The organism is Kitasatospora sp. NPDC101108 (assembly GCF_055584725.1).
Genome location: NZ_JBVJLM010000004.1, coordinates 108,738 through 127,572, shown reverse-complemented (window position 1 = coordinate 127,572; position 18,835 = coordinate 108,738). Strand labels below are relative to the sequence as shown.

The 18,835-nt window shown below is 74.0% G+C and carries 1 protein-coding gene (running past one end of the window); it reads right to left on the bottom strand.

From position 1 onward, the window contains the following. On the bottom strand, positions 1-18,831 hold the 5' portion of the coding sequence (locus ACZ6Z8_RS11510) for an SDR family NAD(P)-dependent oxidoreductase (RefSeq protein ID WP_465608532.1). The gene continues 12,000 nt to the left of window position 1, outside the view; 18,831 of the gene's 30,831 nt are visible here — the first part of the coding sequence; the start codon lies at positions 18,829-18,831; the stop codon falls past the left edge of the window. Between the last annotated feature and the right edge of the window lie 4 nt (positions 18,832-18,835).

Below are 18,835 nucleotides of genomic sequence, written 5' to 3'. Positions count from 1 at the left end.
GACGTCCGCAGCGGCCCCGAGCTCGGCCCGGCCGGGGTCGCCGCAGTCGAGGACGACCACGTCGGGCACGGGCTCCGAGGATTCGACGACGTCCTCCCAGCGTGCCCAGGAGTCCGACGCGGCGGGCGAGTCCGGCAGCTCCGACCAGTCGACCCCGTACAAGGGGTCGGTCGAGCCCAGTTGCTCCGCGGACACCGCCCGGCCCACCATCGAGGCCACGGTCAGGACCGGGCCTCCCGTCGGGTCGGCGAGGTCGAGCCGCAGGCCGCCGCCGTCCAGCCGGACGATCCGCACCCGCACCGCCGAAGCGCCGACGGCGCGCAGCGACACGCCGGTCCAGGCGAACGGGATCGTCGTCTCCCGCTCACCCCCGACCAGGATCGCGGCGTGCATCGCCGCATCGAGCAGCGCCGGGTGCACCCCGAAGCCGTCCGCCTCGACACCCTCCGGCAGCGCGACCTCGGCGAACAGCTCGTCGCCACGGCGCCAGGCCGCGCGGAGCCCCCGGAAGGCAGGACCGTAACCGAACCCGGCCTCCGCCATCCGCTCGTACGCACCCTCCACCGACAGGCTCTCCGCGCCCACCGGCGGCCAGACCGAGGCGTCGAAGGACGGCTCTCCGGGCGGCGCCGCAACGGCCAGCGAACCGGCCGCGTGCTGCACCCAGCCGGCCTCCGGATCACCGTCCGGCCGGGAGTGGATCCCCAACTCCCGACGACCGGCGGCGTCCGGCCCGCCGACCCGGACGTGCAGTTGGACGGCACCCTGCTCCGGCAGCACGAGCGGCGCGGCCAGCGTCAGCTCCTCCACCAGCCCGCAGCCTGTCTCGCCCGCGGCACGCAGGGCGAGCTCGACGAGCGCCGCGCCCGGCACCAGGACGGTGTCCAGGACCTGGTGGTCCGCCAGCCAGGCGTGCGAGTCCAGCGACAGCCGGCCGGTGAGCAGGAAGCCGTCCGTGTGCGACAGGTCGACGGATGCCCCGAGCAGCGGGTGGGTGACGGCGCCGACGCCCAGCGCGCCCAGATCAGCGAGCGGGGCCGCCGCGTCGAGCCAGAAACGGCGGTGCTGGAACGCGTAGGTGGGCAGCTCGACCGTCCGGGTGCCGCGGCCCGCGAAGACGGTGGACCAGTCCACCTCCGCCCCGGCCGCGTGCAGCCGGCCGAGCGCGGCCGCCAGGCACGCCGACTCGCCCCGGTCCGCGCGCAGGGCGGGGACGACACAGGTTCCGGTGGCATCCGGGTCGTCGAGGACGCCCTGCGCGAGACCGGTGAGGACGGCGTCGGGGCCCAGTTCGAGGTACCGGCGGACGCCGGCGGCGTGGAGGGTGCGGAGGCCGTCGGCGAAGCGGACCGCCTCGCGGACGTGGCGCACCCAGTAGTCCGCGTCGGTCATGCCGGTGAGCAGGTCGCCGGTCAGGTTGGAGACGAGGGGAATCGAGGGCGCGTGGTAGGTCAGACCGTTGAGGGCGGTACGGAACTCGTCCAGCATCGGGTCCATCAGCGGGGAGTGGAAGGCGTGCGAGACCCGCAGGCGGGTCGTACGGCGGTCGGCGAAGTGCGCTTCGATCGCCGCGACGGCAGCTTCCGCGCCCGAAACGACCAGCGAGGTGAGCCCGTTCACGGCGGCTATCGACACCGACTCGCCCAACAGCGGCCGGACCTCGTCCTCAGTGGCTTGCACCGCCAGCATCGCGCCACCGGAGGGCAGCGCTTGCATCAGCCGGCCACGGGCGGCGACCAGCGCACACGCGTCTGCCAACGAGAACACACCGGCAACATGCGCTGCGGCCACCTCACCGATCGAATGACCGGCCACGAACTCCGGCCGCACGCCGAGTGATTCGACCAGCCGGAACAGCGCCACCTCCACCGCGAACAGCCCCGCCTGGGCGAAGTCCGTCCGGTTCAGCAGCTGCGCGTCCTCACCCCAGACGACTTCCCGCACCGGCAGGTCCAGCTCCGCGCACACCGCGTCGAAAGCCTGCGCGAACACCGGGAACCGGGCATACAACTCCCGCCCCATACCGATCCGCTGCGACCCCTGCCCCGAGAACAGGAACGCCGTCGCCCCACCGGCCCGGGCCGAGGAGACCGCCACACCGGGGAGGAGTTCGCCCCGGGCCAGCCCGTCCAGTCCGGCCAGTAGCTCGGCACGGTCCGCACCCAGCACCACCGCGCGGTGCTCCAGTGCCGCCCGCGTGGTCGCCAACGAGTGTGCGACGTCGGAAACATCGAGTTCCGGACGGGAGCCGAGGAAGGCCGCGAGCCGACCGGCCTGGGCCCGCAAGGCCTCCGGTGTCGCTGCGGCGAGCAGCCAGGGCAGCGAGTCCGGTCCCGTCGTGTCCGGCTCCGGCCGCTCGGCGGCGGGTCCGGACGCCGACGCGGGTACGAGGGCGGGCGCGAGCGCGGGCCCCTGCTCGACGATCACGTGCGCATTGGTCCCGCTGATCCCGAACGCGGACACGCCCGCGCGCCGGGGCCGGCCGGTCTCCGGCCAGGCCCGGGCCTCGGCGAGCAGTTCGACAGCGCCCTCGGACCACTCCACGTGCGGCGAAGGCCGGTCGATGTGCAGCGACTTCGGCAGCGTGCCGTGCTGCATGGCCAGCACCATCTTGATCACACCCGCGACACCCGCCGCCGCCTGGGCGTGCCCGATGTTCGACTTGATCGAACCGAGCAGCAACGGCAGCTCACGGTCCTGCCCGTACGTCGCCAGCAGCGCCTGCGCCTCGATCGGGTCACCCAGCGTCGTCCCGGTCCCGTGCGCCTCCACCGCGTCGACCTCGGCCGCCGACAACCCCGCACTCGCCAGCGCCTGCCGGATCACCCGCTGCTGCGACGGCCCGTTCGGCGCCGAGAAGCCGTTGGACGCGCCGTCCTGGTTCACGGCCGTGCCACGGATCACCGCCAGCACCCGGTGACCGTGACGCTGCGCGTCGGACAACCGCTCCACGAGCAGTACCCCGACGCCCTCGGACCAGCCCACTCCGTCCGCCGCGCCCGCAAACGCCTTGCACCGGCCGTCCGCCGACAGCCCCCGCTGCCGGGAGAACTCGATGAACATGCCCGGCGTGGACATCACGGTGGCACCGCCCGCGAGGGCCATCGAGCACTCACCGCTGCGCAGGGCCTGGACGGCCAGGTGCAGGGCGACCAACGAGGACGAGCAGGCGGTGTCCACCGTCACCGCCGGGCCCTCCAGGCCCAGCGTGTAGGACACCCGGCCCGAGACCACACTGCCGCCGCTGGTGCCGGAGGGGTTCGTGTGGAGCGCGTAGTCGTGGTACATGACCCCGGCGAAGACGCCGGTCCGGCTGCCCCGCAGGGACAGCGGGTCGATGCCGGCCCGCTCCAGCGCCTCCCACGAGGTCTCCAGCAGCAGCCGCTGCTGCGGGTCCATGTAGAGCGCCTCGCGCGGGGAGATCCCGAACAGGCCGGGGTCGAAGTCTCCGGCGTCGTGCAGGAAGCTCCCGTGCCGGGTGTAGCTGTGGCCTTCCTTCCCGGGCTCGGGGTCGTAGAGGTTCCCGAGGTCCCAGCCGCGGTCGGCCGGCAACTCGGTCACGGTGTCGACGCCGTCCGTCAGGAGCTGCCACAGTGCCTCGGGCGAGGCCGCGCCGCCGGGGTAGCGGCAGGCCATCCCGACGATCGCGATCGGTTCGCCGGAGGTGTCCGGGGAGGCGTCCGGGCGGCGGTGCGCGCCGTCTGCCTGCGCCGGGGTCCCACCGGACCCGGCCAGGTCGAGGAGGTGGGCCGCCACGGCCCGCGCGTTGGGGTGGTCGAAGGCGAGGGTGGCGGGCAGCCGCAGTCCGGTGCGCTGGTTGAGGCGGTTGCGCAGGTCCGTCGCGGCGAGGGAGTCGAAGCCGAGTTCCTGGAACGCGCGCTCGGGTGTGACCTCCTCGGAGGAGGCGTGACCGAGCACGGCCGCGACCTCCGTCCGCACGATCTCCAGCGCCAGGCGGCGGCGCTCGGTCTCCCCCAGCCCGGCGAGGCGCTGCGCGAGGCCGGTGCCGGCGGCGCGGCCGCTCACCGGGAGCGCTGAGCGGCCACGCGGGACGGCGAGGCCGCGCAGCAGCGCCGGGAGCTCGTCGGTGCGGGTGCGCAGGGCCGCCCGGTCGACCCGGATCGGGACGACGGCCGCACGCTCGCTGCGCAGGGCGGCCGCGAACAGGGCGAGGCCCGTGGCGTGATCCAGGACGGGGACGCCCTGGACGGCCATCCGGTGGCGGTCGACCTCGGCGAGGTCACGGCCGAGGCCGGCGCCGACGTCCCACAGGCCGTAGGCCAGGGAGGTGGCGGGCAGCCCGAGCGCGTGGCGGTGGGCGGCCAGAGCGTCCAGGAAGACGTTCGCCGCAGCGTAGTTGCCCTGGCCGGCGGTCAGCACCAGGCCACCGGCGGAAGAGAACAGCACGAAAGCAGCGAGGTCGCGCTCGCGGGTCAGCTCGTGCAGGAACCAGGCGCCATCGGCCTTCGGAGCCAGGACCGCGTCCATCCGCTCCGGCGTCAACGCACCCACCAGGCCGTTGTCACCGACCCCGGCGGCGTGGACCACCGCGGACAGGTCCGGAACCGCCTCGACCAGCGCCGCCACCGCGGCACGGTCGGACACGTCACAGGCCCGGACCTCGGCCACCGCACCCAACCCGGCCAGCTCCGCCACCAACTCGGCCGCACCCGCGGCCGCCGGGCCACGACGACTCGTCAGCAGCAGCCTGCGCACCCCGCACTCACCGGCCAGGTACCGGGCCACCACCGCACCAAGACCACCCGTACCACCGGTGATCAGAACCGTGCCGTCGCCACCGACACACAACGGCCCGTCCGGCAACGGCAGTCGCACCAGCCGCGGCACGAAGACCGCCCCGGCACGCACCGCCGACTCCGGCTCCGCCGACACCACCACCTCCCCGTCCGTGTCCACCAGCGCAAACCGGCCCGGGTTCTCCGCCGACGCGGACCGCACCAGACCCCACACCGGAGCCTGCGCCACCCCCACCGGCTCACCCGCACGAACCGCCACCGCACCCCGCGTCACCACCACCAGGCGCGAACCCGCGAACCGCTCCTCCGCCAACCACTCCTGCACCACGCGCAGGACGCCGTGCGTCACCGCACGGACGGCGCCCGGGAGGTCGTCGGCAGGGGCGGACAAGGTCGAGCAGTCCAGCACGACCGTGTCGGGAGCCGGGCCCTCGGCGGGCAGGTCGTCCCAGGCCGTCCACTCGGAGCCCTGGTCCGGGGAACCAGGCAGTTCCGACCAGTCGACCGCGTAGAGCGGGTCGGCCGAGCCCAGTTGCTCCGCGGACACCGCCCGGCCCTGCACGGCCTCCACCGTCAGCACCGGGCCACCCGCCGGGTCGGCCAGGTCGAGCCGCAGCCCGCCGCCGTCCAGCCGGACGATCCGCACCCGCACGGCCGAAGCACCGACGGCACGGAGCGTCGCACCCGTCCACGCGAACGGGACCACGGTGTCGTCGCTCGCCGCGTCCACGATGGCGACGTGCAGGGCGGCGTCCAGGAGGGCGGGGTGGACGCCGAAGCCGTCGGGCGCGGCGCCCTCCGGGAGTTCGACGTCCGCGAACAGCTCGTCGCCACGGCGCCAGGCCGCGCGGAGCCCCCGGAAGGCAGGACCGTAACCGAACCCGGCCTCCGCCATCCGCTCGTACGCACCCTCCACCGACAGGCTCTCCGCGCCCACCGGCGGCCAGACCGAGGCGTCGAAGGACGGCTCTCCGGGCGGCGCCGCAACGGCCAGCGAACCCGCCGCGTGCTGCACCCAGCCGGCCTCCGGATCACCGTCCGGCCGGGAGTGGATCCCCAGCTCCCGACGACCGGCGGCATCGGGCGCTCCGACCCTGAGCTGCAGCTGGACGGCACCCTGCTCCGGCAGCACGAGCGGCGCGGCCAGCGTCAGCTCCTCCACCAGCCCGCAGCCCGTCTCGCCCGCGGCACGCAGAGCGAGTTCGAGCAGGCCCGCACCGGGCAGCAGGACCCGGCCCTGGACCACGTGATCGGCCAGCCACGGGAAGGCGGCCGTCGACAGGCGACCGGTGAGCACCAGCCCGTCCTCGTCGGCCAGGTCGACGGCTGCGGCCAGCAGCGGGTGAGTGGTGGCCGCGAGGCCGGCGGAGCGGACGTCACCGCTGTGTACGGGGCGCACGGCCGGCCAGAAACGGCGCCGCTGGAAGGGGTACGTCGGAAGGTCCACGCCCCGGGCGCCGGTGTCGGCGAACAAGGCGCGCCAGTCGACGTCGGTGCCGTGGACGTGGAGTCGGGCGAGGGCTTCCACGAAGGCCGCTTCCTCGGGGCGGTTGCGGCGCAGGGCCGGGGTCGCGACGGTGTCGTCGGCCTCGGGCAGTGCGTTCGCGGTGAGGGCGGTGAGGACGGCGTCGGGGCCCAGTTCGAGGAAGCGTCGGACGCCCTGGTCGTGGAGGGTGCGGAGGCCGTCGGCGAAGCGGACGGGCTCGCGGACGTGACGTACCCAGTAGTCCGCGTCGGTGGTGCGGGTGAGCAGCTCGCCGGTGAGGTTGGAGACGAGAGGGATCGAGGGCGCGTGGTAGGTCAGGCCGTCGAGGACCTGCCGGAAGTCGTCCAGCATCGGGTCCATCAGCGGGGAGTGGAAGGCGTGGGACACCCGCAGGCGGGTCGTGCGGCGGTCCGCGAAGTGCGCTTCGATCGCCGCGACGGCGTCGTCCGTGCCGGAAACGACCACCGAGGTGGGCCCGTTCACGGCGGCTATCGACACCGACTCGCCGAGCAGCGGCCGGACCTCGTCCTCGGTGGCCTGCACCGCCAGCATCGCGCCACCGGAGGGCAGCGCCTGCATCAGCCGACCACGGGCGGCGACCAGCGCACACGCGTCCGCCAACGAGAACACTCCCGCCACGTGCGCGGCGGCGATCTCACCGATCGAATGCCCGGCCACGAACTCCGGCCGCACGCCGAGTGATTCGACCAGCCGGAACAGCGCCACCTCCACCCCGAACAGCCCGGCCTGGGCGAAGTCCGTCCGGTTCAGCAGCTCCGCGTCCTCGCCCCACACCACCTCCCGCAGGGGCAGGTCCAGCTCCGCGCAGACCGCGTCGAAAGCCTGCGCGAACACGGGGAAGCGCTCGTACAGCTCCCGCCCCATGCCGGGCCGTTGCGACCCCTGACCCGAGAACAGGAAGGCGCGCTTGCCCTCCGAAGCCACCCCCCGGGCCACCTCCACGCCGTCCACCAGCACCGCCCGGTGCGCGAACCGCGACCGGCCGGCGAGCGTCAGGCCCACGTCGAGGGCGGACGGGCCGTCCATCCGGACGAGTCGCGCGGTCTGGGCGTCGAGCGCGGCGGCGGACTTGGCCGATACCACCCAGGGCATCGAGGCCGGGGCGACCGAACCGCGTAGCACGGCCTCGGGTTCACCCTGCTCCAGAATCACGTGGGCGTTCGTCCCACTGATCCCGAAGGACGACACGCCCGCCCGGCGCGGGTGACCGGTGGCCGGCCACTCGGCACCCTCCGCCAACAGCTCCACCGCCCCCGCCGTCCAGTCCACGTGCGAGGACGGCTCGTCGATGTGCAGTGACTTCGGCAGCGTGCCGTGCTGCATGGCCAGCACCATCTTGATCACACCCGCGACACCGGCCGCCGCCTGGGCGTGCCCGATGTTCGACTTGATCGAACCGAGCAGCAGCGGCAGCTCACGGTCCTGCCCGTACGTCGCCAGCAGCGCCTGCGCCTCGATCGGGTCACCCAGCGTCGTCCCGGTCCCGTGCGCCTCCACCGCGTCGACCTCGGCGGGTGCGAGACCCGCGCTCGCCAGCGCCTGCCGGATCACCCGCTGCTGCGACGGACCGTTCGGCGCCGTCAGACCATTGGACGCACCGTCCTGGTTCACCGCACTGCCCCGCAGCACCGCCAGCACCCGGTGACCGTTGCGCCGGGCGTCCGACAGACGCTCCAGCACCACCACACCGACGCCCTCACCCCAGCCGACCCCGTCCGCCGCCTCCGCGAACGAACGGCACCGCCCGTCCGCCGACAACCCACCCTGCCGCGAGAACTCCACGAAGGTGTTGGGGGTCGACATCACCGTCACACCACCGGCCAGCGCCAACGAGCACTCACCGCTGCGCAGCGCCTGGGCGGCCAGGTGCATCGCCACGAGCGAGGAGGAACACGCCGTGTCGACGGTGACGGCCGGGCCCTCCAGGCCCAGCGTGTAGGAGACCCGGCCCGAGGCCACACTCCCCGCGCTGCCGCTGCCCTGGTAACCCTCGAACTCACCACCACCGAGCAAGCCGGCGTAGTCGGCGTACATCACGCCCGCGAACACACCCGTACGGCTGCCCCGCAGCGACACCGGATCGATACCCGCCCGCTCGAACGCCTCCCAGGACGTCTCCAGCAGCAACCGCTGCTGCGCATCCGTCGCCAAGGCCTCCCGCGGACTCATCCCGAAGAACTCGGGGTCGAACTCCCCTGCGGTGTGCAGGAATCCGCCCGATCGCGTGTAGGAGGTGCCGGTGTGGTCCGGGTCCGGGTGGTACAGCGACTCGACGTCCCAGCCGCGGTCCGCCGGGAAGTCCGACACCGCGTCCACCCCGTCGGCGACCAGCCGCCACAGGTCCTCCGGAGACGTCACCCCGCCCGGGTAGCGGCAGGCCATCCCCACGATCACGACCGGGTCGTCCGTCACTGACGGCAGGACCTCCGGGGCATGGACCGCGCTCTCAGCCCCGAACAGGCCCTCCAGCAGGAAGCCGGCCAACGCGGCCGCCGTCGGGTAGTCGAACACCACCGTGGACGGCAGCTGAAGACCCGTCACGGACCGCAACCGGTTCCGCAGCTCCACCGCCGTCAGCGAGTCGAACCCGAGGTCCTGGAACGCCCGCGACGGATCGACCACCGACCCGCCCTCGTGCCCCAGCACCACCGCGACCTGGTCGCGCACCAACTCCAGCACCACCGCGCGCCGCTCGTCACCGCCCAGCGCGGCCAGGCGTTGCGCCAGCCCCGCCGTCACGGCCGACCGCGCCACGACCGCACGCCGCACCCGCCCCCGTACCAGGCCGCGCAGCAGCGCGGGCACGTCGCCGTGCGCCGCCACCGCCGCGGGGTCGAGCCGGACCGGCAGCACGGCCGCGTGCCCGGTGGAGAGCGCCGCATCGAGGAGTGCGGTGCCCTGTTCCGGGGAGATCGCCAGGAGGCCGTGACGGGCGATGCGGTCGGACTCGGCGTCGGTGAGGGTGCCGGTCATGCCCGCCACCCCGGACCACGGACCCCAGGCCAGCGACACCGCCGGCAGACCCAGCGCACGCCGGTGCACCGCCAACGCGTCCAGACAGGCGTTGCCCGCCGCATACGCCGCCTGCCCCGCACTGCCGAACACCCCAGCCATGGACGAGAACAGCACGAACACATCCACACCTTCGGCCGCCCGGTGCAGATTCCACGCCGCGTCCGCCTTCGGCCGGAGCACGGCGCTGACCCGGTCCGGGGTCAGCGAGCCGACCACCCCGTCATCGATCACCCCGGCCGTGTGCACGACCGCACGGATCTCGTGCCGGGCGAACAGACCCGCCACCGCCACCTCGTCCGCCACATCACAGGCCTCGACCACCGCCCGCGCGCCCAGCGTCTCCAGCTCCGCCAGCAGCGCCTCCACACCCTCGGCCTCCGCACCCCGGCGGCTCACCAACAGCAGGCTCCGCACGCCGTGCTCACGGGCCAGATGCCGGGCAACGATCCGGCCCAGACCACCCGTCCCCCCGGTCACCAGGACCGTGCCCTCACCCGGCCACACCACCGGCACCACCGCCGGCTCCGCCCGCACCAGCCGGGCCGCAAGGACCTCACCCTCCCGCACCAGCAACTGCGGCTCATCCACACCCAGCGCCGACGCCGGCAGCTCCTCCTCCCCCGCCAGATCCACCAGACCGAACCGACCCGGCTCCTCCGAAACCGCCGACCGCACCAAACCCCAGAGCGCCGCCCCCGCCAGGTCACCACCCGACACCACGTCACGCGTCACGAACACCAGCCGGGAACCGGCGAACCGCTCCTCCGCCAACCAGCCCTGCACCCACTCCAGAGCCCACGCCGACCGCTCGTGCACCCCACCACCGGCCACCGACCGCACCACCACCACCGGCGGCACCTCAGCCGGCACCTCCGCCAGCGACCCGACCTCCACAAACGCCCCGACAACCGGCACCACTGGCTCCACCGGCACCCAGTCCACCCGGAACAGCGCGTTCCGGTCGACCGAGGCCACCGCGCCCAGCGCCACCGGGCGGACGACCAGCGACCCGACCGAGGCCACCGGCCGTCCCTCGGTGTCGGCGATCGCCAACGACACCGCACCGGCCGCCGTCCGGGTCAGCCGGACCCGGACCGCCGACGCGCCCGCGGCGTGCAGCGCCACGTCCTCCCAGGCGAACGGCACCCCGGCCTCAACCTCGGACCCGGTCAGCGCGAAGCCGTGCAGGCAGGCGTCGAACAGCGCCGGATGCAGGCCGAAACCGGCACCCTCGGTGCCCTCGGGCAGCGCAACCTCGGCGAACACCTCGTCACCGCGCCGCCAGGCCGCCCGCAGGCCCCGGAACACCGGACCGTAACCGAACCCGGCCTCGGCCAGCCCCTCGTACAGACCGCTCAGATCCACTGCCTCGGCACCGGCCGGCGGCCACACCGAGGCATCGAACGCCACCGGCACGGCACCCGTCCCCAGGATGCCGCTCGCGTGCAGGGACCAGTCCGTCCCCTCTTCCGCCTCCGGCCGGGCGTGCACGGTGACGGCGCGCCGCCCGGACGCGTCCGGCTCACCGACCCACACCTGGACCAGGACACCGCCTCGTTCGGGCAGGACCAGCGGCGCCGCCAAGGTCAGCTCCTCGACCCGGTCGCAGCCGACCTGGTCCCCGGCCCGGACGGCCAGCTCCACCAGCGCCGTCCCCGGCACCAGCACCGAACCCAGCACCACATGGTCCGCCAGCCACCCGTGCGTCCCGGCCGACAGCCGGCCGGTGAAGACGTACCCGTCGGTGTGCACGAGCTCGACGGCAGCGCCGAGCAGCGGGTGTTCGGCGGCGCCGAGTCCGGCGAGCCGGACGTCCCCGCCGCGGGTGAGGGTGACTGCCGGCCAGTACTGCCGGTGCTGGAAGGCGTACGTGGGCAGCTCGACGGTACGGGCAGCGGTCCCGGTGAACAGGGCCGCCCAATCGACGTCGGCTCCGGCGACGTGCAGACGGGCCAGGGCGGTCAGCACGCTCGTGTCCTCGGGACGGCCCTTGCGCAGGAGCGCGGCCGTCACGGCGTCACCGGTGAGCGAGTCGGCCGCCATCGCGGTGAGCACACCGTCCGGGCCGAACTCCAGGAAGCGGCTGACGCCGGCCGTCTCCAGCGCGCGGAGGCCGTCGGCGAAGCGGACGGTCTCCCGGACGTGGCGCACCCAGTAGTCCGCGTCGGTCGTGCCGGTGACCAGCTCGCCGGTCAGGTTGGAGACCAGCGGGATCGACGGCTCGTGATAGGTCAGCCCGTGGAGAACGGTACGGAACTCGTCCAGCATCGGGTCCATCAGCGGCGAGTGGAAGGCGTGCGAGACCCGCAGGCGGCTGGTCTTCCGGTCGGCGAAGTGCGCCTCGATCGCCGAGACGGCGTCCTCCGTGCCGGAAACGACCACCGAGGTGGGCCCGTTCACGGCGGCTATCGACACCGACTCGCCCAACAGCGGCCGGACCTCCTCCTCGGTGGCTTGCACGGCAAGCATCGCGCCACCCTCCGGAAGCGCCTGCATCAGCCGGCCACGGGCGGCGACCAGCGCACACGCGTCCGCCAGCGAGAACACACCGGCCACGTGCGCGGCGGCCACCTCACCGATCGAGTGACCGGCCACGAACTCCGGCCGCACGCCGAGTGACTCGACCAGCCGGAACAACGCCACCTCCACCGCGAACAGCCCCGCCTGAGCGAAGTCCGTCCGGTTCAACAGCTCCGCGTCCTCACCCCACACCACCTCCCGCACCGGCAGCCCAAACTCCGCACAGACCGCGTCGAAGGCCTCCGCGAACACGGGGAAGCGCTCGTACAGCTCCCGCCCCATCCCCAACCGCTGCGACCCCTGACCCGAGAACAGGAAGGCACGCTTGCCCTCCGACGCCACCCCCCGGGCCACCTCCACACCGTCCACCAGCACCGCCCGGTGCGCGAACCGCGACCGGCCCGCCAGAGTGAACGCCACATCAGCGGAGGGAAGTTCACCCGCCTCCGTCAGCCGTACGAGCTGCGCGTCGAGCGCGGCGGCGGACTTCGCCGACACCACCCAGGGCATCGAGCCCGGGGCGACCGAACCGTGCTGCACGGCCTCGGATTCACCCTGCTCCAGGATCAGGTGGGCATTGGTGCCGCTGATCCCGAAGGACGACACGCCCGCCCGGCGCGGATGACCGGTGGCCGGCCACTCCGCACCCTCCGCCAACAGCTCCACCGCCCCCGCCGTCCAGTCCACGTGCGAGGACGGCGCATCCACGTGCAACGTGCGCGGCAACTGCCCGTGCTGCATGGCCAGCACCATCTTGATCACACCCGCGACACCGGCCGCCGCCTGGGCGTGCCCGATGTTCGACTTGATCGAACCGAGCAGCAGCGGCAGTTCACGGTCCTGCCCGTACGTCGCCAGCAGCGCCTGCGCCTCGATCGGGTCACCCAGCGTCGTCCCGGTCCCGTGCGCCTCCACCGCGTCGACCTCGGCGGGTGCGAGACCCGCACTCGCCAGCGCCTGCCGGATCACCCGCTGCTGCGACGGCCCGTTCGGCGCCGTCAGACCATTGGACGCACCGTCCTGGTTCACCGCACTGCCCCGCAGCACCGCCAGCACCCGGTGACCGTTGCGCCGGGCGTCCGACAGACGCTCCAGCACCACCACACCGACGCCCTCACCCCAACCGACCCCGTCCGCCGCCTCCGCGAACGAACGGCACCGCCCGTCCGCCGACAACCCACCCTGCCGCGAGAACTCCACGAAGGTGCCCGGGGTGGACATCACCGTCACACCGCCGGCCAGCGCCAACGAGCACTCACCGCTGCGCAGCGCCTGGGCGGCCAGGTGCATGGCCACGAGCGAGGAGGAACACGCCGTGTCCACCGTCACCGCCGGGCCCTCGAACCCGAAGGTGTAGGACACGCGTCCGGACGCCACGCTGGGGGCGCTCCCGTTGCCCCGGAAGCCCTCGAACTCGTCGCCGTCCAGCAGCGAGCGGTAGTCGGTGTACATCACGCCCGCGAACACACCGGTACGGCTGCCCCGCAGCGACACCGGGTCGATACCCGCCCGCTCGAACGCCTCCCAGGACGTCTCCAGCAGCAACCGCTGCTGCGCGTCCGTCGCCAACGCCTCCCGCGGACTCATCCCGAAGAACTCGGGGTCGAACTGCCCGGCGTCGTGAAGGAACGAGCCCATCCGGGTGTAGGAGGTGCCCGGTGCCGACCGGTCCTCGCTGTGCAGGGCGTCGAGGTCCCAGCCACGGTTGGCCGGGAAGTCCGACACCGCGTCCACCCCGTCGGCGACCAGCCGCCACAGGTCCTCCGGTGAGGCGACGCCTCCGGGGTAGCGGCAGGCCATCCCCACGATCACGACCGGGTCGTCCGTCACTGACGGCAGAACCTCCGGGACAGGGACCACGCTCTCGGCCCCGAACAGGCCCTCCAGCAGGAAACCGGCCAGCGCGCCCGCCGTCGGGTAGTCGAACACCACCGTGGACGGCAGCTGAAGGCCGGTCACGGACCGCAGCCGGTTCCGCAGCTCCACCGCCGTCAGCGAGTCGAACCCGAGGTCCTGGAACGCCCGCGACGGATCGACCACCGACCCGCCCTCGTGCCCTAGCACCACGGCGACCTGGTCGCGCACCAGCTCCAGCACCACCGCGCGCCGCTCGTCACCGCCCAGCGCGGCCAGGCGTTGCGCCAGCGCCGCCGCCCCGGCCGATCCCGCCTGCCCGGCCACCACGGTGCGGCGGACCCGGCCGCGCACCAGCCCGCGCAGCAGGGCGGGCACCGGCTCCTGGGAGCGCAGCGCGGCGAGGTCCAGGCGCACGGGCAGGATCGCCGGCTCGTCGGCCGCGAGCGAGGCGTCGAAGAGGGCCACGCCCTCGGTGGGGGTCAGCTCCGGCAGGCCCGAGCGGGCGATCCGGTGCAGGTCGACCTCGGCGAGGGTGGCGGTCATGCCGCCGTCGTGGGTCCACGGGCCCCAGGCCTGGGAGACGGCGGGCAGGCCGAGCGAACGGCGGTGCACCGCCAGGGCGTCCAGGTAGGCGTTGCCCGCCGCGTAGGCGGCCTGGCCCGGGCCGCCGAACACACCGGAGACCGAGGAGAACAGGACGAAGGCCGCCAACTCGCTTTCCTTCGTGGCCTCGTGGAGGTTCCACGCGGCGTCCGCCTTCGGACGGAGCACCGCCGACAGCCGGTCAGGCGTCAGCGAGCCGACCACCCCGTCATCGATCACCCCGGCCGTGTGCACGACCGCACGGATCTCGTGCCGGGCGAACAGACCCGCCACCGCCACCTCGTCCGCCACATCACAGGCCTCGACCACCGCCCGCGCGCCCAGCGCCTCCAGCTCCGCCAGCAGCGCCCCCACACCCTCGGCCTCCGCACCCCGGCGGCTCACCAGTAGAAGGCTCCGCACGCCGTGCTCACGAGCCAGATGCCGGGCAACGACCCGGCCCAGACCACCCGTCCCACCGGTCACCAGGACCGTGCCCTCACCAGGCCACACCACCGGCACGGCCTCGGCCCGGGCGGCGGCGCGCACCAGCCGGGCAGCCAGCAGCCGGCCGTCCCGCACCAGCAACTGCGGCTCATCCACACCCAGCGCCGACGCCGGCAGCTCCTCCTCCCCCGCCAGATCCACCAGACCGAACCGACCCGGCTCCTCCGAAACCGCCGACCGCACCAAACCCCACACCGCAGCAGCGGAAAGATCCGAGCCGTCCACCGCACCACACGTCACGAACACCAACCGCGAGGCCGCGAACCGCTCCTCCGCCAACCAGCCCTGCACCCACTCCAGAGCCCACGCCGACCGCTCGTGCACCCCACCACCGGCCACCGACCGCACCACCACCACCGGCGGCACCTCAGCCGGCACCTCCGCCAGCGACCCGACCTCCACAAACGACCCGACACCCGGCTCGACCGGCACCACCGGCACCACCGGCACCCAGTCCACCCGGAACAGCGCGTCACGGGCGGAGGCCCTCGCGTCGGCGGCCGACGCCGTCCGCAGGACCAGCGACCCGATCGACGCCACCGGCAGGCCCTCGCTGTCGGTGACCGCCACCGCGACGGACTCCTCGCCGGTCCGGGTGACCCGCACCCGCACCGCCGAGGCGCCGGAGGCGTGCAGCGACACCTCCTCCCAGGAGAAGGGCACCACACCGTGCGGCATGCCGTTCACGGCCGTCACGTGCAGGGCCGCGTCCAGCAGCGCCGGGTGCAGGCCGTAGCCGGTGCCCTCGGTCCCGGCCGGCAGGGCGACCTCGGCGAACACCTCGTCACCGCGCCGCCAGGCCGCCCGCAGGCCCCGGAACACCGGACCGTACGCATACCCACCGTCCGCCATGCCCTCGTAGAGGCCGCTCAGGTCCACCGGCTGCGCACCGGTCGGCGGCCACACCGAGGCATCGAACTCCACCGGTGCCGCACCCGTCCCCAGGGTGCCGCTCGCGTGCTGGTCCCAGGGTCCGCCGTCGGCGTCCTCGGGACGGGAGGCGACCGTGAAGGCGCGCCGGCCGTTCTCGTCCGCCGCGCCGACGCGCAACTGCAGCTGGACTCCTCCGTGCTCGGGCAGCACCAGCGGCGCGGCCAGGGTCAGCTCCTCGACCCGGTCGCAGCCGGCCTCGTCGCCCGCCCGGACGGCGAGTTCCAGGAAGGCGGTGCCGGGCAGCAGGACGTCGCCCCGGACCACGTGGTCGGCGAGCCAGGGGTGGGACTGCCGGGAGAGCCGGGAGGTGAACAACAGGCCGTCGTCGTCGGACAGTTCGAGGGCGGCCGTGAGCAGCGGGTGGTCGGCCGCGTGGAGGCCGGCGGCGCCGAGGTCGCCGGTGACGGTCGTGGAGGGGGTGGGCCAGTAGCGGCGGTGCTGGAAGGCGTACGTGGGCAGCTCGACGGTACGGACGGCGCAGCCGGCGAACAGGGCGGCCCAGTCGACGTTCGTCCCGGTGACGTGCAGACGGGCGAGCGCCACGAGCGCGGTGGGCTCCTCGGGCCGGCCCTTGCGCAGGAGCGCGGCCGTCACGGCGTCACCGGTGAGCGAGTCGGCCGCCATCGCGGTGAGCACACCATCCGGGCCGAGCTCCAGGAAGCGGCTGACACCGGCCGCCTCCAGCGCGCGGAGGCCGTCGGCGAAGCGGACGGCCTCGCGGACGTGGCGCACCCAGTACTCGGGCGACCGGTGGTCCGCGCCGAGCTCGCCGGTCAGGTTGGAGACCAGCGGGATCGACGGCGCGTGGTACGTCAGACCGGTGAGGACGGTACGGAACTCGTCCAGCATCGGGTCCATCAGCGGCGAGTGAAAGGCGTGCGAGACCCGCAGCCGACTGGTCTTCCGGTCGGCGAATCGCGCCTCGATCGCCGCGACGGCAGCCTCCGCGCCCGAAACGACCACCGAGGTGGGCCCGTTCACGGCGGCTATCGACACCGACTCGCCCAGCAGCGGCCGGACCTCCTCCTCGGTGGCCTGCACCGCCAGCATCGCGCCACCGGAGGGCAGCGCCTGCATCAACCGGCCACGGGCGGCGACCAGCGCACACGCGTCCGCCAGCGAGAACACCCCCGCCACATGAGCGGCGGCCACCTCACCGATCGAATGACCCGCCACGAACTCCGGTTCCACACCGAGCGATTCGACCAGCCGGAACAGCGCCACCTCCACCGCGAACAACCCCGCCTGAGCGAAGTCCGTCCGGTTCAGCAGCTCCGCATCCTCACCCCAGACGACCTCCCGCAGCGGCAGGTCCAGCTCCGCACAGACCGCGTCAAACGCCTCCGCGAACACCGGGAACCGGGCATACAACTCCCGCCCCATCCCCAACCGCTGCGACCCCTGACCCGAGAACAGGAACGCCGTCCCGCCGCCCCGGACCGCACCCTCGACGACCGCCGGGTTCACGCCGGTGCCCGCGCCCTCGCCCGCGCCCTCGCCCGCGCCTGTGCCCTCGCCCGCCGCGATCGCGCCGAGACCGCGCAGCAGCGCTTCGCGGTCGGATCCCACCACCACGGCCCGGTGGCCGAGCGGTGAGCGGCTGGTCGCCAGCGACCACGCCAGGTCCCCGGCGGACAGTCCGGCCGCGCCGTCCAGCAGCCGTGCGGCCTGGGCGCGCAGCGCGTCCCCGGTCCGGCCGTTGAGCACCCAGGGCAGCACGGCCGGGGCCGGGGCGGCCTCCTCCGGCGCGGGTGCCACCGCCGTGTCCGCTGCCTGTTCCAGTACCACGTGGGCGTTGGTGCCGCTGATCCCGAAGGCCGAGACGCCGGCCCGGCGCGGGCGGCCGGTCTCCGGCCAGTCCCGGGCCTCGGCCAGCAGCTCCACCGCCCCCGCCGACCAGTCCACCTCACCGGACGGCGCGTCCACGTGCAGGGTCCGCGGCAGCACCCCGTGCCGCATCGCCATCACCGTCTTGATCACACCCGCGACCCCGGCCGCCGCCTGGGCGTGCCCGATGTTCGACTTGATGCCACCGAGGTACAGCGGGCGGTCCGCCGGCCGGTCCCGGCCGTAGGTGGCGAGCAGGGCCTGGGCCTCGATCGGGTCGCCCAGGGTGGTGCCGGTGCCGTGCGCCTCGACGGCGTCGACCTGGTCCGGGGTGAGCCGGGCGTTGGCCAGGGCGGCCTGGATGACCCGCTGCTGGGAGGGCCCGTTGGGGGCGGTCAGCCGGCTGCTGGCACCGTCCTGGTTGACCGCGGTGCCACGGACGACGGCCAGCACCGGGTGCCCGTTGCGCCGGGCGTCCGAGAGCCGTTCGACCAGCAGCACGCCCACGCCCTCGGCCCAGGAGGTGCCGTCCGCCGCCTCCGCGAAGGGCTTGCACCGCCCGTCCGGGGCCAGGCCGCGCTGACGGGAGAACTCGGTGAACAGCCGGGTGGTGGGCATCACGGCGACGCCGCCGGCGACGGCCAGCGAGCATTCCCCGGCCCGCAGCGCGCGCACCGCGAGGTGGAGGGCGACGAGGGCGGAGGAGCAGGCGGTGTCGACGGTGACGGCCGGACCCTCCAGCCCGAGGGTGTAGGAGATCCGGCCGGAGAGCACGCTGACGGCTCCGCCGGTGAGCAGGTGCCCCTCGGTCTCCTCGGTCTGGCGGGCCAGTGAGCCGTAGTCGGTGTCGGCGCCGCCGATGAACACGCCGGTGTCGGTGCCGCGCAGCGAGGCGGGGGCGATCCGGGCGCGTTCGATCGCCTCCCAGGCGGACTCCAGCAGGAGCCGCTGCTGCGGGTCCATGGCAAGGGCCTCGCGGGGGGCGATGCCGAAGAGTTCGGCGTCGAAGTCGGCCACGCCGTCCAGGAATCCGCCGTGCCGCACGTAGCTCTTGCCGGGGGTGCCGGGGGTGGGGTCGTAGAGCGCCTCGGTGTCCCAGCCGCGGTCGGCCGGGAGTTCACCGATGGCGTCGGTGCCGTCCGCGACCAGCCGCCACAGGTCCTCCGGGGTGCGGACGCCGCCGGGGTAGCGGCAGGCCATCCCGACGATCGCGATCGGCTCGGCGTCCCTGGCCTCGACCGACTCCAGCCGCAGCCTGGTTCGCCGCAGGTCCGCGGTGACCTTCTTGAGGTAGTCGCGGAGCTTGTCCTCGGAGGTGCTGGCCATGGGT